The sequence below is a fragment of the Nocardioides sp. GCM10028917 genome (assembly GCF_042666175.1).
In the GTDB taxonomy this organism is placed as follows: domain Bacteria; phylum Actinomycetota; class Actinomycetes; order Propionibacteriales; family Nocardioidaceae; genus Nocardioides.
Genome location: NZ_JBHTFL010000006.1, coordinates 66,117 through 90,130, shown reverse-complemented (window position 1 = coordinate 90,130; position 24,014 = coordinate 66,117). Strand labels below are relative to the sequence as shown.

Sequence of the window (24,014 nt, the reverse complement as noted above, 5' to 3'; positions counted from 1 at the left end):
GATGACGACTCCCCGCCACGCCCCGGTGCTCCTCGACCGGGTCGTCGCCCTGCTGGCGCCTGCGCTCGAGGCCCCCGGATCGGTCTACGTCGACTGCACCCTCGGCCTCGGCGGCCACAGCGAGGCGGTCCTCGAGCGGCTCCCGAACGCCCGGGTCATCGGCATCGACCGCGACCCGACCGCCCTGCAGATGTCGAGCGAGCGGCTCGCGGCGCACGGCGACCGCTTCACGGCCGTGCACGCGGTCTACGACGAGCTGCCCGAGGTGGTCGGCTCGCTCGGCCTCGACCACGTCGACGCCGTCTTCTTCGACCTCGGGGTCTCCTCGATGCAGCTCGACGTCCGCGAACGCGGCTTCGCCTACGCCGAGGACGCACCGCTCGACATGCGGATGGACCCGACGACCGGCCGGACCGCGGCCGAGCTGCTCAACACCGCCACGGCCCAGGAGCTCACGCGCATCCTGCGGGAGTACGGCGAGGAGAAGTTCGCCAGCAGGATCGCCCGCGAGGTGGTCCGCCGGCGCGAGACGACGCCGTTCACCACCAGCGCCGACCTCGTCGAGCTGCTCTACGCATCGATCCCCGCACCGGCGCGGCGTACGGGTGGACACCCCGCCAAGCGCACCTTCCAGGCGCTGCGGATGGCGGTCAACGACGAGCTCGCGGTCCTGCGCCGGGCCATCCCCGCCTCCATCGAGGTGATCGGCGTCGGCGGTCGCGTGGTCGTGGAGGCGTACCACTCGCTCGAGGACCGCCTGGTCAAGCGAGCCTTCGCCGACGCCACCCGGCTCGACGTGCCGCCGGACCTGCCGTTCGTGCCCGAGGGCGCCGAGCCGGCCCTGCGGCTGGTCACCCGCGGCGCCGAGCAGGCCGACGAGCACGAGATCGCCGAGAACCCCCGAGCAGCGTCCGTCCGTCTGCGCGCCGTCGAGCGCGTCCTCCCGTCCTCGTCCTCTCCCTCTTCCCCAGGAGCCGCCCGATGAGCAGTCCCGCCCTCCAGCCCAGGACCCGCGTCACGCGGATCGCCCAGGAGGCGGTCGACAAGGCCCGCCTCACCGTGGTGCCGCGCGTGCGGTCCCGCGCGCCGCGGGTGCCGTTCATGACGCTGGTGAGCCTCGTCCTGGTCGGCGGCATCGTGGGACTGCTCCTCTTCAACACCTCCATGCAGCAGGCGTCCTTCACCGCGTCCGCCCTCGAGGCCGAGGCCGACACCCTCGCCGCGCGCGAGCAGACGCTACGGATGGAGCTCGACGAGCTCCGCAACCCTCAGCGCGTGGCGGCCGAGGCGCAGACGATGGGCATGGTGATCCCGGCGGCCCCGGTGTTCCTCGACCTCGAGACCGGGAAGACCACCGGCGTGCGGACGCCGGCCACCCGGGAGAACGCCCTCCAGCTGCAGCCGCCGGCCCCGATCAAGCCGGCGGTCCTCGCGCCCGAGCCGACGTACGTCGAGGTGCCCGCCGCTCCCACCGTCGAGGAGCAGGCGGCGACGGACCCCGGGGTGGCGAACGCCAGGCCCCGCAAGAACCGCAACCGCTGACGGCGCGGTCACGCCGTTCGACGGCACCGCACACCTAGATTGTCGAAGCAGGTCGGATCCAGCCGGGAGCCGACCGGGAAACGAGGGAGACCAGTGCCGAGCACCCGCACCAGGCGCGGCGCCTCGCGCGGCGCGCCGATGCTGCGACTGCGCATCGGGTTCGTCCTCATCGCGATCGTCCTCTCCTTCTTCGGTGCCAGGCTCGTGCAGCTCCAGGGCGTCGACCCGCGCTCGTACGCCGTCCGTGCGGCCGCCGAGGGCGCGGTGCGGCTGCCCCTGGTGGCGGAGCGGGGCGACATCCTCGACCGCAACGGCGTACCCCTCGCCGACTCGGTCAAGGGCAAGATGGTCATCGCCGACCCCGACCTGACCGCCGACCGCGCGCCCGAGCTCGCGCGCCTGCTCTCGGACCGGCTCTCCGTCGACTACTTCAGGACCCTCACGGCGCTCCGCGGTCGCAAGGAGGGCAGCCGCTACGAGTACGTCGCCCGCCGGGTGCCGAGCACCCTCGCCGGCGACACGCTCGCCGAGCTCGAGGACGCCGGGTACACCGGCATCAGCCTCCAGGACGACCCGATCCGCTCCTACCCCTCTGGCGACGTGGCCGCCAACCTGCTCGGCTACATGGGCACCGACGAGCCGCTCGGCGGCTTCGAGCGCACCTTCGACAAGCAGCTGGCCGGTGTCGACGGCGAGGCGACGTGGCAGTCGAACTCCGGCAAGGGCGTGCGGATCCCGCTGCGCGAGAGCACGCTCAAGGCCGCGCAGAACGGTGCGCCGCTGCGCACCACCATCGACCGCGACCTCCAGTGGTTCACCCAGAAGGTGCTCGCGCAGTCGGTGCGCCAGTACCGCGCCGAGAGCGGTGCCGCGGTCGTCATGGACACCCGCACCGGCGAGATCCTCGCGCTCGCCGACGTCCCGACCTTCGACGCCAACGCGCCGACCGAGGCCGACGAGGACGACCTCGGCTCCCGCGCCATGAGCGACACCTACGAGCCGGGCTCGGTGGAGAAGGTGCTCACCGCCGCATCGCTCATCGACGCCGGCAAGGCGTTCCCGCGCCAGCGCTTCAAGGTGCCGCCCAGCCTCGCCCGGCAGGACCGGGTGATCGGCGACTGGTTCGACCACGGCAACATCCGGCTCACGCTGGCGGGCATCATCGCCAAGTCCTCCAACATCGGCACCGTGCTCGCCGCCGACGCGTTCTCGCCGGTCGAGCTCGTCGCCTACCTGCAGAAGTTCGGCCTCGGCCAGCGGACCGACGTCGGCGTGCGCGGCGAGACCCCCGGCATCCTCACGCCGGGTGAGGCGATGACCTCGCAGACCAAGGACCGCGTCGCCTTCGGCCAGTCCCTCTCTGTCAACGTCGCCCAGATGGCTGCGGCCGTCAACACGGTCGCCAACGGCGGAGTGCGGGTCTCGCCGAGCCTGATCGCCGGCTCCGCGGTCACCGACGACGGGGTCACCGTGGGCACCGACGTCGCGACGCGCACCCGGGTCGTCAGCAAGCAGGCCGCACGCGCGACCGCCCGCATGATGGAGAAGGTCGTCGACCCCGAGGACGGTGTCGCGCCCGCCGCGCAGGTGCCCGGCTACCTCGTGGCCGGCAAGACCGGCACCGCCCAGCGGGTCGCCAGCGACGGCTCGGGCTACGACGGCAGCACCTCGGTGTCCTTCGGCGGCTTCGCGCCGGCGGACGGCGCCCGCTTCACGGTCTACGTCGTGGTCCACGCACCCAAGGTCGACGGGGGTGGCGGCTCGATCGCCGGGCCGGTGTTCTCCCGGATCATGGGCTACGTCCTGGGCCGCTACGGCGTCGAGCCGACCAACGGCACGCCGTCACGCCTGCCCGTCGAGTGGTGACTCGGTACCCTCGGCCGGTGCACGACCCTGAGAGTGCGACGCGGCCGCAGCGGTCCCCGTCGACCCCTGCGACCGAGCTCGCCGACTGGCTCGCAGCCACGACGGAGGTGGACGTGCACGGTGACCTGCCCGTCGCCGTCTCCGGCATCTCGCTGAGCACGGCACGCGTGCGGCCCGGTGACCTGTACGCCGCGCTCCCGGGCGCGCGGGCCCACGGTGCGGACTTCGCCGCGCAGGCCGTCGCGGCCGGCGCGGTCGTGGTGCTGACCGACCGCGCCGGACTGGACCGGCTCGCGCCGGGCACGCCCGCGCTCGTGGTGGCGGAGCCGCGCCGCGTGCTCGGACGTCTCGCCGCGCGGATCTACGGCGACCCGGCCTCCGGCCTGCGCGTCATCGGCGTCACCGGCACCCAGGGCAAGACCACCACCACCCGGGTGCTCGAGCAGGGGCTCACCGAGGCCGGCGTCACCTCGGCGGTCATCGGCACCGTCGGCACCCGGATCGCGGGGGAGGACGTCAGGACCCAGCTCACGACGCCCGAGGCGCCGGACCTGCACGGCCTGTTCGCGGTGATGCGCGAGCGCGGCGTGGACACGTGCGCCATGGAGGTCTCCAGCCACGCGCTCGTCCTCGGCCGGGTCGACGGCGTCGTCTTCGACGTCGCGACCTTCCTCAACCTCGGGCGCGACCACCTCGACTTCCACGCCGACCTCGATGACTACTTCGCCGCCAAGGCCGGTCTCTTCACCCCGGAGCGCGCGCGTGTCGGGCTGACCAACATCGACGACGAGTTCGGCCGTCGCCTCCTCGACGTCGCCGGCATCCCGATGTCGACCTACTCCTCCCGTGGTGCCGACGCCGACTGGCGGGCCGTCGACGTCGACCTGACGGCCGGGGGCGCGAGCTTCACGGTCCTCGGCCCCGACGTCGAGCTGCGCACGCAGATCCACGTGCCGGGCGAGTTCAACGTCTCCAACGCACTGGCCGCCATCGCCTCGGCGGCGCTCGCCGGGCTCGACGCGCGACAGGTGGCCGACGGCATCGCCCGCGTCGGCGGGGTGCCGGGTCGGCTCGAGCAGGTCTCCGCCGGTCAGGACTTCACCGTGGTCGTCGACTACGCGCACAAGCCCGATGCCCTCGAGGCGGTGCTCGCCACCCTGCGACCGCTGACCGACGGCCAGGTCGTCGTGGTGGTGGGCGCCGGTGGCGACCGCGACACGGTGAAGCGTCCGGTGATGGGGGAGATCGCCGCGCGGCTCGCCGACGTCGTCGTGGTCACCGACGACAACCCCCGCACGGAGGACCCCGCGTCGATCCGCGCCGCCGTCCTGGCCGGCGCCCGCGGCCCCGCCGAGGTGGTCGAGGTGGGCGACCGCCGGCTCGCGATCCGTGAGGCCGTACGCCGTGCGCGTCCCGGCGACGTGGTGCTGATCGCCGGCAAGGGTCACGAGACCGGCCAGGAGGTCGGCGACGTGGTGCACCCGTTCGACGACCGCGTGGTCGCCGCCGAGGAGGTCGGCGCGCTCGCGGCCGACCGTGACGGCTCCGACCAGCCCGGGAGCGACGCATGATCGAGATGTCCCTGGACCAGATCGCCGACGTCGTCGGCGGCACCGCCCACGGCGAGGCGGTCGTCGTCGGCGGCGCGTTCGTCGACACCCGCACCCCGGAGGACGGCGGCCTCTTCGTGGCCGTGGCCGGCGAGCGGGTCGACGGCCACGACCTGGCCGCGGCCGCCGGCGCCGCCGGTGCCGCGGCGGTGCTCGGCAGCCGGCCCACCGAGCTGCCGACCGTCGTCGTGGACGACGTGACAGCGGCGCTGGGGCTCCTCGCGCGCCACGTCGTGGACCGCCTGCCCGAGGTCGTCGTCCTCGCGATGACCGGCTCCCAGGGCAAGACCGGCACCAAGGACTACCTCGCCCACCTGCTGTCTGAGGCGGGTCCCACGGTCGCGACGCGCGGCAACTTCAACAACGAGCTGGGCGTGCCGCTGACCGTGCTCCGGGCGACGCCCGAGACCCGCTACCTCGTCGTCGAGATGGGCGCCCGCGGCGTCGGGCACGTCGCCGAGCTGTGCGCCATCGCGCCACCCACGGTGGCCGCGGTGCTCAACGTCGGCACCGCCCACATCGGGGAGTTCGGCAGCCGGGAGGCGATCGCGCAGGCCAAGGGCGAGATCGTCGAGGCACTGCCCGCGGACGGCACCGCCGTGCTCAACGCCGACGACGACCTCGTGGCCGCGATGGCCGGGCGCACCACGGCCCAGGTCGTCACCTTCGGCGGCCCGACGGGCGGCCCGGCCCCCGACGTCGCCGTCAGCGACGTGACCACCGACGAGCTGGGGCGTCAGTCGTTCGAGCTGGTCCACCGCGGCTCCGGCGCCACCGTGCACCTCGCCCAGGTCGGCGCCTACCAGTGGCGCAACGCCGCCGCGGCCGCCGCGATGGCGCTCGCTGCCGGCCTCGACCTGGACACGGTCGCCGACTCCCTCGCCGACGCCGTCCCGGCCAGCCGTTGGCGGATGGAGCTGACCGAGCGCCCCGACGGGCTCGTCGTGGTCAACGACGCCTACAACGCCAACCCCGAGTCGATGCGGGCAGCCCTCGAGACGCTCGCCGGCATCGGCGACCGCACCGGTCGGCGTACGGTCGCCGTGCTGGGCCAGATGCTCGAGCTCGGTGAGGGCGCCGCAGCAGCTCACCGGGAGGTGGGCGACTACGCCGCCCGCGCCGGGGTCGACGTCCTGCTCGCCGTCGGCGACGACGCGGCGGGGATCTCGCGCGGTTTCGACGCTGTCGGAGGCGGGGGAGTGAGCATCACCACGGCGGGGCGTGACGAAGCGGTCGCCTGGCTGCGGCACAATGTCTCGGCTGCTGATGTCGTCCTGGTGAAGGCATCGCGGGGGGCGGCGCTCGAACTGATCGCCGACGACCTCCTGACCGGGATCGGCAAGGAAGGAACCACCACATGAGAGCCATCCTGTTCGGAGGAGGCCTCTCCCTGCTGATCTCCCTGCTCGGCACGCGCTACGCGATCCGGTTCTTCACGCGCCAGGGATTCGGGCAGCCGATCCGCGACGACGGCCCCACCACCCACCACGTCAAGCGCGGTACGCCGACCATGGGCGGTGCCGTGATCGTGCTGGCCACCGTCATCGGCTACCTCGCCGCCAAGCTGATCACCGGCCAGGCCCCGACCGCGTCCGCGATGCTCCTGCTGTTCCTGCTCGTCGGGCTGGGCGGCGTCGGGTTCCTCGACGACTTCCTCAAGGTCAGCCGCCAGCACAACCTCGGCCTGCGCAGCCGCGCGAAGATGATCGGCCAGACCGTCGTCGCGGTGGTCTTCGGCTTCCTCGCGCTGTCGCCCGCCCTGGAGGACGAGCGCGGCTGGACCCCGGCCTCCCACCATCTCTCCTTCATCCGTGACTACGAGCGGTTCACCCTGCCGACGATCGTGGCGATCCTGCTGATCTGGGTCATCGTCACCGGCGCCAGCAACGCGGTGAACCTGACCGACGGGCTCGACGGCCTCGCGACCGGAGCGAGCATCCTGGTCTTCGCCGCCTACACGCTCGTCAACATCTGGCAGAACAGCCAGTCGTGCGCCCTCGAGGCCGGCCCCAAGTGCTACGAGGTCCGCGACCCGCTCGACCTGGCGGTCGTGGCAGCGGCGCTCACCGGGGCGTGCTTCGGCTTCCTCTGGTGGAACGCCTCGCCGGCGCAGATCATGATGGGCGACACGGGCTCGCTCGCACTGGGCGGCGCGATGGCCGGCTTCGCCATCATGACCCGCACCGAGCTGCTGCTGCTGGTCATCGGCGGGCTGTTCGTCGTCATCACGCTGTCGGTGATGATCCAGGTGTCGGTCTTCAAGGTCAGCCGGGCGAGCGGGCTGTTCCGGAGCATCTTCAAGGTCCAGCCCGGCTACCGGGTCTTCCGGATGACGCCCCTGCACCACCACTTCGAGATGCTCGGCTGGGAGCAGGTGACCATCGTCATCCGCTTCTGGATCGTCACCGGGCTCGCCGTGGCCACCGGCCTCGGCCTCTTCTACGCCGAGTGGGTCGCCGGCGTTGGGTGAGCACGCTCCCGGCGGGGTGGACGTCGACGGCCTCGGCCGCACCAGTGACTGGTCCGGCGTACGCGTCGTGGTCGCCGGCTTCGGCGTCTCCGGGTTCGCCGCCGCCGACAACCTCCTCTTCCTCGGCGCACAGGTGACGGCGCTCGACGAGTCCACCAGCGACGAGAAGGCGGAGAAGGCCCAGCTGCTGGAGACGCTCGGCGGGACCGTGCGGCTGGAGCCGGGTGCGACCGACGTGCTGCCCGACGACGTCGACCTGGTGGTCACGTCACCGGGGTGGAAGCCGACCGCGCCGCTGCTCGCGCAGGCCGCCGGGCGCGGGATCCCCGTGTGGGGCGAGGTCGAGCTGGCGTGGCGCCTGCGCGACCCCGACGCCGCGGCCCCGTGGCTGGCCGTCACCGGCACCAACGGCAAGACCACGACCGTGCAGATGCTGCAGTCCATCCTCACCGCCGCCGGGCTCCGTGCCGTCGCGGTCGGCAACGTCGGCCTGCCGATCGTCGAGGCCGTGATGGACCCCGAGCCCTACGACGTCCTCGCGGTCGAGCTCTCCAGCTTCCAGCTCCACTACACGCGCTCGATGGCCGCGGAGTCGGCCGTCGTGCTCAACATCGCCGAGGACCACCTCGACTGGTACGACGACGAGCCGGGCGCGGGCACCGACCCCGGCGCCCGGACGGGCATGGAGGTCTACGCCGCCGACAAGGCCCGCGTCTACGCCGGCGTGCAGCGGGCGTGCGTCTACAACCTCGCCGACCCCGCCACCGAGGACATGGTCCGCGAGGCCGACGTCGGAGAGGGCGCGCGCGCCGTGGGCTTCACCCTCGGCATGCCGGCCGCGGGCAACCTCGGTGTCGTCGAGGACCTCCTCGTCGACCGGGCGTTCATCGAGGAACGCACGACCAGCGCGGCCGAGCTCTGCACGCTGGGCGACCTCGCCTCGGCCGCCCCGCACTTCGTCGCCAACGCCCTGGCCGCGGCCGCGCTCGCGCGCGCCCACGGCGTCAGCCAGCAGGCCGTGCGCGACGGGCTGCGGGCGTTCCGTCCCGACGGCCACCGGATCGCCCACGTCGCGGAGGCCGACGGCGTGACCTGGATCGACGACTCCAAGGCCACCAACCCGCACGCCGCCCAGTCGTCCCTCGCCGCCTACGAGGACGTCGTGTGGATCGCGGGCGGCCTGGCCAAGGGCGCGCGGTTCGACGACCTGGTGGGCGCGGTGGGCGGCCGGCTGCGGGGCGTCGTCCTGCTCGGCCGCGACCGCCAGGTCGTGGCCGACGCACTTTCGCGACACGCGCCCGATGTGCCGGTCATCGATGTGGGCGCCGACGAGACTGGGGATCCGATGGAGCGCGTGGTCGACGCGGCTGCCGGGCTCGCCAGGTCCGGTGACACGGTGTTGCTCGCGCCGGGGTGCGCCTCCATGGACATGTTCGCCAACTACGGCGCCCGCGGCGACGCGTTCGCGGCCGCCGTGCACGCCCACATCGCCCGCACCACCCAGCGGGACCAGCCCGACCAGCCCGACACCGACTAGAGCAGCCACCGACCTGAGGGGAGCCGCGACGGATGACCACCGCGAACCCCGGAGGAGTGGGGCTGGAGGTCGGCACGGGGCCGGCGCCGGAGACGCAGGCTGACGCGCGCGGCACGGCGGCGCAGGTCGGGCGTGCGCCGCTGGGATCGGGTCTCGCCGCCGGCTGGCGCTCGGTCCGCGAGGCTCTCGACAAGCCGCTGGCGTCCTACTACCTGTTGCTCGGGTCGTCGGCCCTGCTCCTCACCATCGGCGTGATCATGGTGCTGAGCGCGTCGAGCGTGCGCTCCTACCTCACCTACGACGACTCCTACGCCGTGGTGAAGCGCCAGCTGATGTGGGTCGTGCTGGGTGTGCCCGCGGCGTGGGTCGCGTCCCGGATCCCCGTGCGCCACGTCCGCCGGCTCGCCTACCCGGGGTTCCTGGTGGCCCTCGTGCTGCTCGGCCTCGTCGCCCGCTTCGGCGTGCTGATCAACGGCAACAAGAACTGGCTCGCGCTCGGTCCGGTCAACATCCAGCCCGCCGAGATCGCCAAGCTCGCCATCGTGCTCTGGGCCGCCAACATCTACGCCCACAAGGAGCGGCGCCTGCGCGAGCTGCACCACCTGCTCGTGCCGGTGGTGCCCGGGTTGTTCGCCGTCATCGCCCTCGTGCTGGTCGGCCGCGACCTCGGCACCGCGATGGTCCTGGCGGCCATCCTGCTCGGGATGCTGTGGGTCGTCGGGGCGCCGCTACGGCTCTTCGGGCTCAGCCTCTCGGTGCTCGGCGTCGCCGCGGTCGCGCTGGCCGCCACCGACCCCGAGCGGCTCGAGCGCATCACCCACTTCACCGACCCCTTCAAGGACTACACCGACGCGGGCTGGCAGCCGGCCCACGGGCTCTACGCCCTGTCCAGCGGCGGCTGGTTCGGTCAGGGCATCGGCGCGTCCACGCAGAAGTGGGGTGACCTGCCCGAGGCCCACACCGACTTCATCTTCGCCGTCCTCGGCGAGGAGCTCGGTCTCGTCGGGACGCTGCTGGTCGTCGGGCTGTTCTTCACCATCGCCTACGCCGCGGTCCGCGTCGCCCTCAGCACCGAGGACCCCTTCGTCCGCTACGCGACCTTCGGCATCGTGGTCTGGCTGCTCGGCCAGATGATGATCAACGTCGGCATGGTGCTCGCCGTCCTGCCGGTCATCGGCATCCCGCTCCCGATCGTGTCCTACGGCGGGTCGGCCCTGCTGCCCTCGCTCGTGGGCCTCGGGCTGGTGATCGGCTTCGCGCGCCGTGAGCCGGAGGCTGCAGCCGCCCTCGCGGCACGCCGTCGCAACCGCTCCGCCGGACTCTCCGCGGGTCCCGCTCGCTAGATTTGCCCCCGATGCGCGTACTTCTCGCCGGCGGCGGCTCCGCCGGCCACACCTCGCCCCTGCTCGCCACCGCCGACGCCCTGCGCCGGCTCGACCCGGCGACCGAGGTCGTCTGCCTCGGCACCCGCGAGGGGCTCGAGGCCCGCCTCGTCCCCGAGGCCGGCCTGCCGCTCGAGATCGTGCCGCGCGTCCCGCTCCCGCGTCGTCCCGGCCCCGACCTGCTGCGTACGCCGACCCGGTTGCGCGCCGCGCGCGCGGCCGCGCTCGAGGTGGTGGACCGGGTGCGTCCCGACGTCGTCGTCGGGTTCGGCGGCTACGTCTCCGTCCCCGCCTACCTCGCCGCCCGCAAGCGCGGCGTGCCGATCGTGGTCCACGAGGGCAACGCGATCCCCGGCATCGCCAACAAGCTGGGCGCCCGCATGACGACCCGGGTCGCCACGAGCTTCCCCGCCACCGACCTGCCGCGCGCGGTGTGCACGGGCCTGCCGATCCGCCGGCTCATCTCGACGATGGACCGCGACGCGCTGCGGCCCGAGGCCCTGGCCACGTTCGGCCTGCGCGAGGACCTGCCGACGCTCCTGGTCACCGGCGGCTCGCAGGGAGCCGCCCGCATCAACGCAGCCGTCTCCGGGGCAGCGCCTGCCCTGGCCGCGGCGGGCGTGCAGGTGCTCCACGTCGTCGGACCCAAGCACGAGCTCACTATCGCGTCGGGTGAGGTGCCCTACGTCGTGCTCAACTACGTCGACCGGATGGACCTCGCCTACGCCGCCGCCGACGCGGTGCTCTGCCGCTCGGGCAGCAACACCGTCACCGAGGTCTCCGGCGTCGGCCTCCCGGCGATCTACGTCCCGCTGCCCATCGGCAACGGCGAGCAGGCGCTCAACGCGCGCCCCGTCGTCGACGCCGGCGGCGGGCTGCTGGTCGCCGACGCGGCGCTGACCCCGGAGTGGGTGGCGGCCAGCGTCCCGGGCCTGCTCAACGACAGCGCACGGCTCGCGACCATGGGGGCCGCGGCGACCGGCGTGATCCCGCTCGACGCCGACGAGAAGCTGGCCCGGATGGTCCTCGACGCAGGGGCCTCGCCAGCATGAGGATCCCGGTCCCCGACGAGGTGCTGCCCGCCGCCGAGCTCGGGCGCGTCCACTGCGTCGGCATCGGCGGCGCAGGCATCTCCGCGATCGCCCGGATCATGGCCCGGCGCGGCCTCGTGGTCAGCGGCAGCGACGACCACGACACCCCCTTCCTGCCCGCTCTGCGCGAGCTGGGGGTGACCTGCCACCTCGGCTACGACGCCGCCCACCTCGGTGACGCCGACACCCTCGTCGTGACGACCGCCGCCCGTGAGGACAACCCCGAGGTCCTCGAGGCGCGGCGACGCGGCCTGCGGATCCTGCCCCGCTCCGCCGGGCTCGCGGCGGTCATGACCGGCTCCCGCGTCCTCGCCGTTGCCGGCACCCACGGCAAGACGACGACCACGGGTCTGCTCACCTCGGCGCTGCTCGCGGCGGGCGTCGATCCGTCGTACGCCGTCGGGGGCGTGCTGAGCGCCACCGGGCGCAATGCCGACGCCGGTGCCGACGACCTGTTCGTCGCCGAGGCCGACGAGAGCGACGGCGCCTTCCTGCACTACCGCCCCCACGCGGCGATCGTCACCAACGTCGAGGCCGACCACCTCGACAACTGGGGCACGGAGGAGGCCTACCACCAGGCCTTCGAGGACTTCGCCGACACGATCGACCGCCACGGCTTCCTCGTCTGCGTCGTCGACGACCCCGGTGCCGCACAACTCGCAGCGCTGGCGCGCGAGCGGGGCCTCGACGTGGTGACGGTGGGCGAGTCGGCGGCCGCCGACCTGCGCATCCACGACCTCACGCTCGACGGCTCCACCTCGACGTGCCGGGTCAGCCGCGGCGCCGACGACCTCGGGGAGCTGCTGCTGCGCATCCCCGGTCGCCACTACGTCCTCGACGCCGTCGCCGCCCTCGCGATGGGGCTGCGTCTCGGCCTGCCCTACGACGCCCTCGCCGAGGGCCTCGGCGGCTTCACCGGCACCGGACGCCGGATGGAGCTCAAGGGCGAGGTCGACGGCGTGCGCGTCTACGACTCCTACGCCCACCACCCCGTCGAGATCCGGGGCGACCTCGAGGCGGCCCGCGCGCTCGCCGGCGACGGTCGCGTCGTCGCCGCCTTCCAGCCGCACCTCGTCTCGCGCACCCGCATCTTCGGCGAGGCGATGGGCCGCGAGCTCGGCGCGGCCGACGAGGTCGTCGTGCTCGACGTCTACGTCGCCCGCGAGGACCCCGACCCCGAGGTGACGGGCCTGCTCGTCGCCGACGCCGTCCCCCTCCCGGTCCAGCACGTGACGTACGTCGACGGGCTGGGCGCCGCCGCCCAGGCGCTGGCCGAGCGCGCGCGCCCGGGCGACCTCGTCATCACGCTGGGGGCGGGCGACATCACCGGCGTCGGGCCGCGGGTGCTCGACCTGCTCGGGGGTGACTGAGTGGATCCCGAGGCACCGGAGCAGGGCGACCGCGTGGCGACCGGCGTCACGAGCATCGGCCGCGACGGCGGGCAGGGCACGTCTGGCGCGGACGACACGGGCAAGGTGGCTGCGGCGACGCGCCGGACCCGTCGTCGTTTCGCCCGCCGGCAGTGGGCCCGCCGCTGGCTGTCGCTGCGCTACGTCCTGGGCCTCCTGCTGGTCCTCGCGCTGCTCGGCACGTCGATCTACCTGGTGTTCTTCTCGACGACCCTGCAGGTCAAGCGCGTCGAGGTGGTCGGCAACAGCCTGCTGAGCGACGCCCGCCTCCGTGAGGTGGCCGACGTGCCGGTCGGCGACCAGCTCGCCCTCGTCGACCTCGGTCGCGCGGACGCCCGCGTGGGGTCGCTCGCCGAGGTGGAGTCCGTCGACGTCACCCGCACCTGGCCCGACGTCGTACGCATCGCGGTCGTCGAGCGCACCGCCGTGGCCGCGGTCGAGCTGGCCGGCAGGCTGCGCGGCCTCGACGCCGACGGCGTGGTGTTCCGCGACTACAAGGCCGTCCCCAAGGCGATGCCGCTCATCCGCCCGGGTGCGAACGCCGGGACCGACGCGCTGCGCGAGGCCGCCACCGTCGTGTCGGCGCTGCCCGACGACCTGGTCACCCGCGTGGACCACGTCGAGGTCGCCACCGTGGACCAGATCACCCTCGTCATGCGTGACCAGCGCGAGGTGCTGTGGGGGAGTGCGGAGGAGTCGGAGCTGAAGGCGCAGGTGGTCGACAAGCTGCTGGCCGCCCAGCAGGCGCCGTACTACGACGTGAGCGTCCCGGGGAACCCGACCTACCGCGCCACGCCCTGAGGCGCCCACGGGACGTCCGGCGACGCACCGCCAGAAATTCTTTGCCGACACGCGACGCGTGGGCGTGTCCGCCGGGGATTCACGTCCATCGGTGCCTAGTGTCTGGCGAAAGGCGGGGTTGACATAACTATAACCCTCAGGCTCACGGTTAGGGTTCCGGCGGGCCACCGAGGGTGTCGACCACCGTCCATCCCCAGACTTCACAGACCCACACAAGGAAGGCCCCGGAGCCGTGGCAGCAGCGCAGAACTACCTGGCGATCATCAAGGTCGTGGGCATCGGTGGTGGCGGCGTCAACGCCGTCAACCGGATGATCGAGGTCGGCCTCAAGGGCGTCGAGTTCATCGCGATCAACACCGACGCCCAGGCACTCCTCATGAGCGACGCCGACGTCAAGCTCGACATCGGCCGCGAGCTCACCCGCGGCCTCGGTGCCGGCGCCAACCCCGATGTCGGGGCGAAGGCCGCCGAGGACCACGCGGACGAGATCGAGGAGGTCATCAAGGGCGCCGACATGGTCTTCGTGACCGCCGGCGAGGGAGGCGGCACCGGCACCGGCGGCGCGCCCGTCGTGGCCCGCATCGCCCGCTCGCTGGGCGCGCTGACCATCGGCGTCGTGACGCGACCGTTCGCCTTCGAGGGCCGACGACGCGCCAACTCCGCCGAGGAGGGCATCAGCCAGCTCCGCGAGGAGGTCGACACCCTCATCGTGATCCCCAACGACCGGCTGCTCTCGATCACCGACCGCAGCGTGTCGATCCTCGACGCCTTCAAGCAGGCCGACCAGGTGCTGCTCCAGGGTGTCTCGGGAATCACCGACCTGATCACGACCCCCGGCCTGATCAACCTCGACTTCGCCGACGTGAAGTCGGTCATGGCCAACGCCGGCTCGGCCCTCATGGGCATCGGCTCGGCCCGCGGCGAGGACCGTGCGGTCGCCGCCGCGGAGATGGCGGTCTCGAGCCCGCTGCTCGAGGCCAGCATCGAGGGCGCGCACGGCGTGCTGCTCTCCATCGCCGGTGGCTCCGACCTCGGTCTCTTCGAGATCAACGAGGCCGCCGCGCTCGTCTCCCAGGCCGCCCACGCCGAGGCCAACATCATCTTCGGCGCGACCATCGACGACGCCCTGGGCGACGAGGTGCGGGTGACGGTGATCGCCGCCGGCTTCGACGGCGGCATGCCCAAGCGTCGCTCCGACGGCAACGTGCTGCGCCAGGGCCAGCCGGCCCAGAGCCAGGACGAGACCCGCGCCGCGGCCCAGCAGATCGCGACCAGGGCCCCCGTGCAGCCGCGCAGCGAGTCGACGTCCGACCGTCCGGCCACCACGACGTTCGCGCCGTCACAGCCGCAGCAGTCCACCCAGGCGCCGGCGCAGCAGGCCCAGCAGTCCACCCAGCAGCCTGCCCCCTCGCGGCCGGCTCGTCAGGTGCAGTTCGAGGACGACGACCTCGACGTGCCCGACTTCCTGAAGTGAGCTGACGCAGGATCGTGCCGCTGCTGCACCACCGTGATCGGATCGAAGGCGACCTCGTGATCGAGGTCGCCTTCACCGACGTCTCCCTGAGCCTCGGCGACGCCGCGGACGATGCGGTGCGCGCCGACGCGCTGGCGCAGGTGGCGCGGGAGACCGGGGCGGCACCGGTGCTGATGCACCAGGTGCACGGCGCCGACGTCGCGTCCGTCGAGTCCGTCGAGGATGCGGGGCGCGCGCGGTCGTGCGACGCCCTCGTCGCCTCACGGCCCGGCGTCGCCCTCCTGGCCAGGGCCGCCGACTGCGTCCCGGTCCTGCTGGCCGACCCCGCCACCGGGTGGATCGCGGCCGTGCACAGCGGCAGGCCGGGACTCGCCGGGGGAGTGGTCCCGGCAGCCGTCGCCGCCGTCCGCGAGCGGGGCGGCGACCCGACGGTCGCCTGGATCGGACCCCACGTCTGCGGCGCCTGCTACGAGGTGCCCGCCGACCTGCAGGAGCAGGTCGCCGACGCGGTCCCCGCGGCGCGCTCCACCACCTCGTGGGGAACGCCGGGGCTCGACCTGGGCGCGGGAGTCCGCGCCCAGCTCACCGCCGCGGGCATCGTCGACGTACGCACCATCGACGCCTGCACGCGCGAGGACGCCTCCTGGCCGTCCTACCGTCGCGACGGTGGTGCGGCGACCCGGTTCGCCGGCGTCATCTGGAGCCACCGATGACCGCGCGCGCGGACGTGCTCGCCGCCAACCTCGACGTCGTACGCCGGCGCATCGCCGCGGCGTGCGCCGAGGCGGGGCGGCCCGAGGACGACGTGTCCCTCGTCGTCGTCACCAAGTTCTTCCCCGCCTCCGACGTCCGCCTGCTCGCCGACCTCGGCGTCACGGACGTCGGGGAGAACCGCCACCAGGAAGCCGAGGAGAAGGCCGCCGAGTGCGCAGACCTCGGCCTGCGGTGGCACTTCATCGGGGGGCTCCAGTCCAACAAGGCGGCGGCCGTCGCGGCCTACGCCGACGTCGTCGAGTCGGTCGACCGCGCCAAGCTGGTCGCCCCGCTGGCGCGGGGCGCCCACTCCCGCGGCCACCCTGGGTCGGAGGGGGTCGACGTGCTGCTCCAGGTCAGCCTCGACCCACCGGGCGCCGACCACCGGTCGGGGGCGGACCCCGACGACCTCGACGACCTGGCACGGCGCGTCGAGGAGGCGGGCATGCTCCGACTGCGCGGCCTGATGGCCGTCGCGCCGCTCGGGGAGGAGCCCGACGTCGCCTTCGCCCGGCTCGCGGACGTCCGCGAGTCGTTCGTCCGCGACCACCCGGAGGCCACCACGCTGTCCGCAGGGATGAGCGGCGACCTCGAGGCGGCCGTCCGGCACGGTGCGACACACGTGCGTGTCGGCTCCGCGGTCCTCGGTGAGAGGCCCACGGTCCAGTAATGTCCAGAACAGTCAACAGGCACCCGGTCCCGGGTGCCGGGTCTAGCGGAGGAACAGTCTCATGAGCGGCGCGATGCGCAAGATCGGCGAGTACCTCGGCCTGCTCGAGGACACCGGCCACTACGACGACTACGAAGGCGACGCCGAGACCTCGACCCAGGAGGCTGTCGACCAGCGTCCGGTCCAGCGCGAGCGTCGCCCTGCCCCCGTGTCCGACCTCGCCGAGCGCCGTCGTCCGGCCCCGGTCCAGACAGGAGTCGTGGCCGAGTTGAGCCGCATCACCACCCTGCACCCCCGCAACTACAACGAGGCGCGACTCGTCGGCGAGAACTACCGCGACGGCACGCCCGTGATCATGAACCTCAGCGAGATGGACGACAACGACGCCAAGCGTCTGGTCGACTTCGCCGCCGGCCTGATCTTCGCCACCCGCGGCTCCATCGAGCGCGTCACCAACAAGGTCTTCCTGCTCTCGCCGCCCAACGTGGCGATCTCGGCCGAGGACAAGGAGCGGATGGCCGAGGACGGCTTCTTCAACCAGAGCTGACCCATACTCGTCTCGTGCAAGCCTTCGGTCAGGTCCTCTACGTCATCCTGCTGCTCTTCATAGCGCTGCTGTGGGTGCGATTCGTCGTCGACTGGGTCCAGGTGTTCGCCCGCCGCTGGGAGCCCAGGGGTCCGCTGCTCGTCGCCCTAGAGGGCGTCTACTCCGCCACCGACCCGCCGATCGTGGCGCTGCGTCGCGTGGTGCCACCGCTGCGGATCGGCCAGGTCGCGCTCGACCTGAGCTTCCTGCTGGTGATGGTGGGAGCATGGCTGCTGCTCAACGTGGTCGCCACCATCTTCGGCCTCTAGAACCATCCGTCACACGGGTCACTGTGCCCGGTGGCCTCCCGGGCGCTATTGTCTCCTGACAGCAGAGCCACCGTGATATTCGATCGTGAAAGTTTGGGTGAGGTCATGCCGCTGACGCCTGAGGACGTGAGCAACAAGCGCTTTACGCCTGTCCGCCTCCGTGAGGGCTACGACATGGGCGAGGTGGACCAGTTCCTCGACGAGGTCGAGGCCGAACTCGCCCGGCTCACCAAGGAGAACGAAGACCTGCGGGCCAAGCTGTCCGCCGCACAGTCCGGTGATGCGTCGACGTCGGCCCCCGCGCCTGCGTCGTTCGCTCCCGCCGCTCCTGAGCCGGAGCCCGAGCCCGAGCCCGAGCCGGAGCCGGAGCGGGCTGCGCCGGCACCCGTCGCCGCCGCGCCGATGCAGACGCTGCGCGTGTCGACCGTGCCGGAGGCGTCCAACGCCGCCGCCCGCCTCCTCGAGATCGCGACGCGCAACGCCGACGAGCTCGTCGAGGACGCCAAGAACGAGGCCGACCGCATCGTCGGTGCCGCACGCACCAAGGCCGAGCGCGTCGAGGCCGAGTCCAAGACCAAGGCCGACCGCATGGAGGCCGACGCCCGCCAGCGTTCGCAGATGCTCGACTCGGAGACCGCCGAGCGCCGCCAGCAGATGTTCGGCGACCTGGAGAAGGAGCGCGACAAGCTCAACAGCGACGTCGAGACCCTCCGCCAGTTCGAGCGCGAGTACCGCTCCCGCCTGAAGACCTACTTCACGCAGCAGCTGGAGGCACTTGCCAGCGGCGGCGAGACGCAGGCTCCCGTCGACAGCGGCAACGCGCCGAAGCGCCTGCGCTCCGTGCTGGGTGACGACGAGAACTGACCACCTGGCTCCACGCGTGACGAGAACGGCCGCCCCTCGGGGTGGTCGTTCTCGCATTTCGGCGAGCCGAGGTTGGTTCGTCAGGGTGCACCGGCTAGCCTCCCTGCACCGTGTGGTTCCCGCCACACACCTGACGGATGCTGGAGGCCCTCGGAGATGGCTGGCACCACGCGCAAGTCCCTGGCCGGCACCGCGGCCGCCGCTGCGAAGCGGGTGATCGGTCGCGGGCGTGCCGCGGACGGGCCCACGGCCACGAAGGCTCCGGCGACGAAGAGCACCGCCAAGAAGGCCGCGACGAAGAAGACGGCGGCGGCCACGCCCGCCAAGAAGGCCCCGGCCAAGGCGGCGCCAGCCAAGAAGGCCGCTCCCGCGAAGAAGGCGCCCGCCACCAAGGCTCCTGCCACGAAGGCACCCGCCACCAAGAAGGCGCCGGCCACCAAGGCTGCAGCAAAGAAGGCTCCCGCCAAGAAGGCTCTCGCGACCAAGAAGGCCCCCGCCAAGAAGGCGACTCCTGCGGCGACCCAGGCGACGAAGGCCCCGGCCGCCAAGGCCGCCGCGAAGAAGACCGCGCCCACGAAGACTGCATCGACCACCTCCCCTCCGACGAAGAAGGCTGCGCCCGTGACGAAGGCTGCTCCGACGCCTGCCAAGAAGGCTGCGCCGGCGAAGAAGGTACGCAAGGCCACCCCCTCCACCCTCGTGGTGCTCGATGGCGAGGACCCGTGGACCCGCGGCGAGCTCAACGAGGTCGTGAAGGAGCTCAAGGAGCACCGCGACCGCCTCACCGCCATCGTGGGTGAGTCCGAGCAGGAGCTGGCGGGCCTGATGCGCGACGCCGGCGACGGGGCCGGTCACGACCAGGCCGACGTCGGGGCGACCAGCTTCGAGCGCGACCACGAGCTGACCGTCCTGGCCCGCGAGCGGGAGACGCTGGCGCAGATCGAGCGGGCCCTGGCCCACATCGACGACGGCTCCTACGGCGTCTGCGACTCCTGCGGCAACCCCGTGGGCAAGAATCGGTTGATGGCGGTGCCGCATGCCACACTGTGCATGTCATGCAAGCAGCGCGAGGAGCGTCGCTGAACCACAGCGACCAGGTCGATCACGTCCCGGCCCGACCCCGCGTGGATGCGCGGCTGGTGTTCGCGGCCGTCGCCCTCGTTGCCTACGGGCTCGACCTCGCCAGCAAGCAGTGGGCGCTGTCCGAGCTGGCCGACGGCGACATCCCCGTGCTCGGTGACTGGCTGACCTTCCACCTGACGTTCAACCCGGGGGCGGCGTTCAGCACGGGCACCGACTTCACCATCGTCTTCACCTGCCTGGCAATGGTGGCGGTCGTGGTCGTGCTGTGGTTGAGCCGCCGGATCCGCAGCACCGGCTGGGCGCTGGCCCTCGGCCTGCTGCTGGGTGGCGTTGCCGGAAATCTCACCGACCGCATCGTGCGCGAGCCGGAGGCGTTCCACGGCCACGTCGTCGACTTCCTGATGCTGCCCAACTGGCCGGTCTTCAACATCGCCGACGTCTGCATCAACATCGCCGCCGGAGTGATCATCCTGCAGACGTTCCGCGGGATCGCCCTCGACGGCACCCGTGACTCCGAGCGCGGATCCGGGCGCGAGGCGGCGTGACCACCCACGCCGAGCAGCGCACGGTCCTCGTCCCCGACGGCCTGGCCGGGGAGCGCGTCGACGCCGCGATGGCACGGATGTTCGGCCTGTCCCGCACCAAGGCCGCCGACCTGATCGCCCAGGGCCTGGTGCACGTCGACGGCTCGGCCGTCGGCAAGAGCGACCGGGTCGACGCCGGTGCGATGCTCGACGTGACGATCCCGGCCGAGCGCGACCCGCTCGAGGTGAAGCCCGAGATCGTGGAGGGCATCCGGATCATCCACGACGACGACGCCATCGTGGTGATCGACAAGCCGGTCGGCGTAGCCGTGCACCCCTCGCCGGGCTGGACCGGTCCCACCGTGGTCGGTCACCTCGCCGGCGCGGGCTTCCGCATCTCCACCAGCGGGGCGAGCGAGCGGCAGGGGATCGTGCAGCGCCTCGACGTCGGCACCAGCGGCGTGATGGTCATCTGCAAGTCCGAGCACGCCTACTCGGTGCTGAAGAACGCCTTCCGCCACCGCACGGTCGACAAGACCTACCACGCGCTCGTCCAGGGCCACCCCGACCCGCTCGCCGGCACCGTCGACGCGCCCATCGGCCGTCACCCGCACCACGACTACAAGTTCGCCGTGATGGCGGACGGCCGGCACAGCGTCACCCACTACGAGACGCTCGAGGCGCACCGGTTCGCCAGCCTGCTGGAGGTCCACCTGGAGACCGGGCGCACCCACCAGATCCGCGTGCACATGAGCGCGCTGAAGCACCCCTGCGTGGGCGACCTGACCTACGGGGCCGACCCCACCCTGGCCAAGCGGCTCGGTCTCGAGCGGCAGTGGCTGCACGCCATGCGCCTCGGCTTCGAGCACCCCGAGACCGGTGACTACGTCACCTACGAGTCCACGCACCCCGACGACCTCGCGCACGCGCTCGACGTCATCCGCGATGAAGACTGAGCTGACGCTCCGTCCCGTCACGACCGACGACCTCCCGGCCGTCGCCGAGCTCCATCTCGCCGCTCGGCGCCAGGCCGGTGACTCCTTCCCGCCGCCCGTGCACCCCGACCACGAGGCGCGGGCGTGGGTCGCCGGCTGGGACCTGTCGGCGTACGACGTCTGGGTGGCCGAGCGCGGCGGCGAGCCCGTCGGCTACGCCCGCTGGACGTCGACCTGGCTCGACGACCTCTACGTCCACCCCGACCACCAGGGCCAGGGTGTCGGCACCGCGCTGTTCGAGCTCGTCGCGTCGACGCGCCCGGCGGGCTTCTGCTTGTGGGTCTTCGAGTCCAACGTGCCGGCGCGCGCGTTCTACGGCCGGCACGGCTGCCTCGAGCTCGAGCGCACCGACGGCTCGGCCAACGAGGAGGGCGCGCCGGACATCCGGGTGGCGTGGCCCGGCGCCGACCCGCTGGCCTTCCTGCGCGGCCTGATCGACGAGACCGACCTGGTGCTCGGCGACGTGCTCGCGCGTCGTACGGCGCTGACCCGGGCAGTGCAGGCGGTGAAGCCGTCGGCCGAGCGTGATCCCGTGCGCGAGGCGGAGATCGCCGAACGGGTGGCTCAGGTGGTGCCCGAGCTGGGGGCGGAGCGGGTGGCCCGCATCGTCGACGTCATCATCACCGTGTCGCTCGACGCGTCGCGCTGACCACGCGCTGATCACCCGCTCAACACCCACGACGACCGGCCACGCCCGGGGGTGGGGCGTGGCCGGTCGTCGGTCACTGGTGTGTCAGTTGGTGCAGCCGGGCGGTGGTCACCAGCCGACGAGGCCTCCCTGCCAGTCGACGAGGTCGGCGAGCTTGTCGACGAGGGTCTCGTCCTGCAGCCCGTGCGCCTTGCCCTTGGCCTTCTTGAGGATGTGCGCGGCAGCGGCGTGGTCACCCTCGTCAGCAGCAGCCTCCGCCGCGGCCAGGGCGTCTGCCACCTCGGCGCTGAGCTTGGCGTTGCGGTTGCCCCCGTCGCTCAGGTCGGCGGTGATCTCCTCGACCTCCGGGAAGGTCACGCAGTTGCCGCCACCCTCCACGACGCCCGCGGTCCACTCGATGCCGCCGAGCAGGTGGTCGAGGAACAGCGGGTCGGTGTAGGCCGCGTCCACGTGACCGGCGCCCTCGTACCAGGAGCGGCCGCCCTCGAAGTTGTGGCACCAGGCGATCGGGTGGTCGGCACCCATCGCGCCGCTGCCCGGGTTGTAGGTCGACTCGTCCAGGGTGAGCAGGACGTGCACGTCCTCGCGCGGGTTGGCGGTGAAGTTGTACCACTCGTCGAAGCGGATCCACTCCTTCGGCAACATCTCCGTCGACGGGTGCGTCGGGCTCTCCACGCGCATGGTCGCGGTCTGCTGGGCCGGGTGGTTGCGGAAGCGGGCGCCGCCACCGGTCAGCTCGCTGTACCACGGCACGGTGTGCATCGAGTCGGTCGCCGCGTGCAGGCCGACGTAGCCGCCGCCCGCGCGGATGTAGCCCTGGAACGCCGCGAGCTCGGTGTCGTTGAGCAGGCGCGGGCGCGCCGGGTCGAGGTTGTTCGTGGCGTCGACCGGCGATGCGAACAGGATGGTGGCGTACTGACCGAGGCTCTCGGCCGTGGTGAACGGCGTCGAGGGCAGCGTGAGCGTGGTCTGCACCGGGTCCCAGACGTCGACGGTGAAGCCGTGCTCCTGGCCGAGCTTGATGACGGCGTTGGTGGTGTCGTCGATGTGGGAGTGGCGGAAGCCGAGCGTCTTGCCGACGACCAGCACCTTGTAGGGCTCCGCAGTCGCGGCGGCGCTGGTGGCTGGATCGGCCTCGGCTCCGGCGGAGGCGTAGCTGGCTCCGGTCAGGAGCAGGGCGCCGGCCGCGAGGCCGGTGGTGAGCAGGCTGAGCGGTTTCCTCATGGGTCGTCCTTCGCATGATGGGGGGAGTTTGTTTGTTTGGAAGCCAAACAAATGGACGAGCTGAACGGTATGTGACCCACGTCACTGAGGTCAACGCCCTCGTCCGGACCGAGGGACGCGGACCGGGCGGGCCGAGCATGATGGCGGGGTGCTGCTCTACGACGACGTGGTGGCCGAGTACCGCGACTTCGCGACCTACGCGGCGGGTGACTCGCCGTGCTTCCAGGAGTGGGCTCTCGGCGTCGCCGACGACGAGGAGGTGCTGGCCTGGCTGGGCACGCTGCCGACCCTCAAGCGCCAGCCCAACCTGGTCTTCGCCGCCGCCCGGTGGCACGGTGCCCCGGCCCCGGCGTCGTACGACGCCCTGCGTGCCGTGCTGCTCGAGCAGGAGCCGGCCGTCCGCACCACCGTCATGGAGCGGGCGACCCAGACCAACGAGGTCGGCCGTCTCGCGGTCCTCGTCCCGGTCCTCGGGCTCGTCGAGGGACCGCTGTCCCTGATCGAGGTCGGGGCCAGCGCCGGTCTCTGCCTCTTCCCCGACCGCTACGACTACGAGTGGCGGCCCCTGGGCGGACTGCGGGGGAGCGGCGGTCCGCTGCTGAGCGCTCGGGCGTCCGGCGACCTTCCCGTCCCCGGCACCCACCCGCACGTCGTCTGGCGCGGCGGTGTCGACCTCAACCCGCTCGACGTCGCGGACCCCGACGCGATGGCGTGGCTGGAGAACCTGGTCTGGCCGGAGCAGGACGAGCGCCGGGAGCGGTTGCGCGCCGCCGTCGACGTCGCTCGCCGGGAGCCACCGGCAATCCGGCAGGGCGACCTGCTCGACCACGTCGCCGACCTCGTCGACGAGGCGGCGCCCCACGGCACGCCGGTCGTCCTGCACTCGGCGGTGATCGCCTACCTCGAGGAGCCGGACCGCGAGCGGTTCCACGACCTCATGGCAAGGCTCGTGGCCGAGGGCCGCTGTCGGTGGATCAGCAACGAGGGGAGGCGGGTCCTGCCCCGCGTCACCGGCGGGCTGGAGGTGCCCTCCGGGCGGTTCGTGACCGCGCTCGACGGCACCGCGGTGGCGTACAGCCACGGGCACGGGCACGCCATCGACTGGCTCTGAGCGTGGCACCCGCCGCGGCGCGGATCGGGTCGAGTGTCCTGTCGGTGGGGCCGGGCACACTGACGTAGGCTGACTGCTCTTCCCCCTCCTTCTGGATGCCCGCT

At 72.5% G+C, this 24,014-nt stretch carries 23 protein-coding genes; 22 read left to right on the top strand and 1 reads right to left on the bottom strand.

From position 1 onward, the window contains the following. Position 1 precedes the first annotated feature (1 nt). The 21 genes from rsmH (at position 2) to ACFQW6_RS07970 (ending at position 21,575) form a co-directional block, all read left to right on the top strand. The gene (gene rsmH / locus ACFQW6_RS08070) at positions 2–985 is read left to right on the top strand and encodes a 16S rRNA (cytosine(1402)-N(4))-methyltransferase RsmH (RefSeq protein WP_378543060.1); all 984 of its coding nucleotides are present in this window, start codon (positions 2–4) and stop codon (positions 983–985) included. Beyond that, positions 982–1,542 (top strand): hypothetical protein, encoded by a 561-nt coding sequence (locus ACFQW6_RS08065; RefSeq protein ID WP_378543058.1) that lies wholly within the window; start codon positions 982–984, stop codon positions 1,540–1,542. The genes rsmH and ACFQW6_RS08065 overlap by 4 nt, the downstream gene beginning before the upstream one ends. Before the next feature lie 93 nt (positions 1,543–1,635). Further along, positions 1,636–3,408 (top strand): peptidoglycan D,D-transpeptidase FtsI family protein, encoded by a 1,773-nt coding sequence (locus tag ACFQW6_RS08060; RefSeq protein WP_378543056.1) that lies wholly within the window; start codon positions 1,636–1,638, stop codon positions 3,406–3,408. A 17-nt stretch (positions 3,409–3,425) separates the two neighbouring features. Next, positions 3,426–4,979: a UDP-N-acetylmuramoyl-L-alanyl-D-glutamate--2,6-diaminopimelate ligase gene (locus ACFQW6_RS08055; protein WP_378543055.1), complete on the top strand. Its 1,554-nt coding sequence runs from the start codon at positions 3,426–3,428 to the stop codon at positions 4,977–4,979. Next, positions 4,976–6,379: a UDP-N-acetylmuramoyl-tripeptide--D-alanyl-D-alanine ligase gene (gene murF / locus ACFQW6_RS08050; RefSeq protein WP_378543054.1), complete on the top strand. Its 1,404-nt coding sequence runs from the start codon at positions 4,976–4,978 to the stop codon at positions 6,377–6,379. The genes ACFQW6_RS08055 and murF overlap by 4 nt, the downstream gene beginning before the upstream one ends. Beyond that, positions 6,376–7,488 (top strand): phospho-N-acetylmuramoyl-pentapeptide-transferase, encoded by a 1,113-nt coding sequence (gene mraY / locus ACFQW6_RS08045; RefSeq protein WP_378543052.1) that lies wholly within the window; start codon positions 6,376–6,378, stop codon positions 7,486–7,488. Before murF ends, mraY begins: the two co-directional genes overlap by 4 nt. Further along, positions 7,481–9,025, top strand: a complete 1,545-nt coding sequence (gene murD, locus ACFQW6_RS08040; protein ID WP_378543050.1) for a UDP-N-acetylmuramoyl-L-alanine--D-glutamate ligase — start codon at positions 7,481–7,483, stop codon at positions 9,023–9,025. Before mraY ends, murD begins: the two co-directional genes overlap by 8 nt. A 32-nt stretch (positions 9,026–9,057) precedes the next feature. Continuing rightward, entirely contained in the window at positions 9,058–10,368 is a 1,311-nt protein-coding gene (ftsW, locus tag ACFQW6_RS08035) for a putative lipid II flippase FtsW (protein WP_378543048.1), read from the top strand. Between the two features lie 11 nt (positions 10,369–10,379). Further along, positions 10,380–11,459, top strand: a complete 1,080-nt coding sequence (murG, locus tag ACFQW6_RS08030) for an undecaprenyldiphospho-muramoylpentapeptide beta-N-acetylglucosaminyltransferase (protein ID WP_378543046.1) — start codon at positions 10,380–10,382, stop codon at positions 11,457–11,459. Further along, on the top strand, positions 11,456–12,868 hold the full coding sequence (gene murC, locus ACFQW6_RS08025; protein ID WP_378543044.1) for a UDP-N-acetylmuramate--L-alanine ligase: 1,413 nt from the start codon (positions 11,456–11,458) through the stop codon (positions 12,866–12,868). The genes murG and murC overlap by 4 nt, the downstream gene beginning before the upstream one ends. Further along, a complete protein-coding gene (locus ACFQW6_RS08020) occupies positions 12,869–13,708 on the top strand; it encodes a cell division protein FtsQ/DivIB (RefSeq protein WP_378543042.1) in 840 nt (279 codons plus the stop codon). A 232-nt stretch (positions 13,709–13,940) separates the two neighbouring features. Beyond that, complete coding sequence (gene ftsZ, locus ACFQW6_RS08015) at positions 13,941–15,182, top strand: cell division protein FtsZ (protein ID WP_378543040.1); 1,242 nt, start codon at positions 13,941–13,943, stop codon at positions 15,180–15,182. A gap of 14 nt (positions 15,183–15,196) precedes the next feature. Next, the gene (locus ACFQW6_RS08010; RefSeq protein WP_378543038.1) at positions 15,197–15,895 is read left to right on the top strand and encodes a polyphenol oxidase family protein; all 699 of its coding nucleotides are present in this window, start codon (positions 15,197–15,199) and stop codon (positions 15,893–15,895) included. Next, positions 15,892–16,605 (top strand): YggS family pyridoxal phosphate-dependent enzyme, encoded by a 714-nt coding sequence (locus tag ACFQW6_RS08005; protein ID WP_378543036.1) that lies wholly within the window; start codon positions 15,892–15,894, stop codon positions 16,603–16,605. The genes ACFQW6_RS08010 and ACFQW6_RS08005 overlap by 4 nt, the downstream gene beginning before the upstream one ends. Before the next feature lie 61 nt (positions 16,606–16,666). Continuing rightward, positions 16,667–17,152, top strand: a complete 486-nt coding sequence (locus ACFQW6_RS08000) for a cell division protein SepF (protein WP_378543034.1) — start codon at positions 16,667–16,669, stop codon at positions 17,150–17,152. 14 nt (positions 17,153–17,166) lie between these two features. Beyond that, positions 17,167–17,460, top strand: a complete 294-nt coding sequence (locus ACFQW6_RS07995; RefSeq protein ID WP_191196913.1) for a YggT family protein — start codon at positions 17,167–17,169, stop codon at positions 17,458–17,460. A gap of 105 nt (positions 17,461–17,565) precedes the next feature. Then, positions 17,566–18,324 (top strand): DivIVA domain-containing protein, encoded by a 759-nt coding sequence (locus tag ACFQW6_RS07990; RefSeq protein ID WP_378543032.1) that lies wholly within the window; start codon positions 17,566–17,568, stop codon positions 18,322–18,324. Between the two features lie 621 nt (positions 18,325–18,945). After that, the gene (locus ACFQW6_RS07985; protein WP_378543617.1) at positions 18,946–19,407 is read left to right on the top strand and encodes a TraR/DksA family transcriptional regulator; all 462 of its coding nucleotides are present in this window, start codon (positions 18,946–18,948) and stop codon (positions 19,405–19,407) included. Then, entirely contained in the window at positions 19,380–19,952 is a 573-nt protein-coding gene (gene lspA / locus ACFQW6_RS07980) for a signal peptidase II (RefSeq protein WP_378543030.1), read from the top strand. The genes ACFQW6_RS07985 and lspA overlap by 28 nt, the downstream gene beginning before the upstream one ends. Beyond that, positions 19,949–20,887 carry an RluA family pseudouridine synthase gene (locus ACFQW6_RS07975; protein WP_378543028.1) on the top strand — a complete coding sequence of 313 codons (939 nt, stop codon included), beginning with the start codon at positions 19,949–19,951 and terminating at the stop codon, positions 20,885–20,887. Before lspA ends, ACFQW6_RS07975 begins: the two co-directional genes overlap by 4 nt. Further along, entirely contained in the window at positions 20,877–21,575 is a 699-nt protein-coding gene (locus ACFQW6_RS07970) for a GNAT family N-acetyltransferase (RefSeq protein WP_378543026.1), read from the top strand. The genes ACFQW6_RS07975 and ACFQW6_RS07970 overlap by 11 nt, the downstream gene beginning before the upstream one ends. A 108-nt stretch (positions 21,576–21,683) precedes the next feature. Here the strand turns inward: ACFQW6_RS07970 and ACFQW6_RS07965 are convergent, their stop codons facing one another. Further along, positions 21,684–22,799, bottom strand: a complete 1,116-nt coding sequence (locus tag ACFQW6_RS07965; RefSeq protein WP_378543024.1) for a ThuA domain-containing protein — start codon at positions 22,797–22,799, stop codon at positions 21,684–21,686. 148 nt (positions 22,800–22,947) lie between these two features. On the opposite strand from ACFQW6_RS07965, the gene ACFQW6_RS07960 reads away from it, so the two are divergent. Further along, positions 22,948–23,910: a DUF2332 domain-containing protein gene (locus ACFQW6_RS07960; protein WP_378543022.1), complete on the top strand. Its 963-nt coding sequence runs from the start codon at positions 22,948–22,950 to the stop codon at positions 23,908–23,910. The last annotated feature ends 104 nt before the right edge of the window (positions 23,911–24,014 follow it).

Excerpts from the sequence above, each read along its gene's own strand:
- rsmH (WP_378543060.1), top strand. The coding sequence starts at position 2 with ATGACGACTCCCCGCCACGCCCCGGTGCTCCTCGACCGGGTCGTCGCC.
- ACFQW6_RS08065 (WP_378543058.1), top strand. The coding sequence starts at position 982 with ATGAGCAGTCCCGCCCTCCAGCCCAGGACCCGCGTCACGCGGATCGCC.
- murF (WP_378543054.1), top strand. The coding sequence starts at position 4,976 with ATGATCGAGATGTCCCTGGACCAGATCGCCGACGTCGTCGGCGGCACC.
- mraY (WP_378543052.1), top strand. The coding sequence starts at position 6,376 with ATGAGAGCCATCCTGTTCGGAGGAGGCCTCTCCCTGCTGATCTCCCTG.
- ftsW (WP_378543048.1), top strand. The coding sequence starts at position 9,058 with ATGACCACCGCGAACCCCGGAGGAGTGGGGCTGGAGGTCGGCACGGGG.
- murG (WP_378543046.1), top strand. The coding sequence starts at position 10,380 with ATGCGCGTACTTCTCGCCGGCGGCGGCTCCGCCGGCCACACCTCGCCC.
- murC (WP_378543044.1), top strand. The coding sequence starts at position 11,456 with ATGAGGATCCCGGTCCCCGACGAGGTGCTGCCCGCCGCCGAGCTCGGG.
- ACFQW6_RS08005 (WP_378543036.1), top strand. The coding sequence starts at position 15,892 with ATGACCGCGCGCGCGGACGTGCTCGCCGCCAACCTCGACGTCGTACGC.
- ACFQW6_RS08000 (WP_378543034.1), top strand. The coding sequence starts at position 16,667 with ATGAGCGGCGCGATGCGCAAGATCGGCGAGTACCTCGGCCTGCTCGAG.
- ACFQW6_RS07990 (WP_378543032.1), top strand. The coding sequence starts at position 17,566 with ATGCCGCTGACGCCTGAGGACGTGAGCAACAAGCGCTTTACGCCTGTC.
- lspA (WP_378543030.1), top strand. The coding sequence starts at position 19,380 with ATGCAAGCAGCGCGAGGAGCGTCGCTGAACCACAGCGACCAGGTCGAT.
- ACFQW6_RS07970 (WP_378543026.1), top strand. The coding sequence starts at position 20,877 with ATGAAGACTGAGCTGACGCTCCGTCCCGTCACGACCGACGACCTCCCG.
- ACFQW6_RS07965 (WP_378543024.1), bottom strand. The coding sequence starts at position 22,799 with ATGAGGAAACCGCTCAGCCTGCTCACCACCGGCCTCGCGGCCGGCGCC.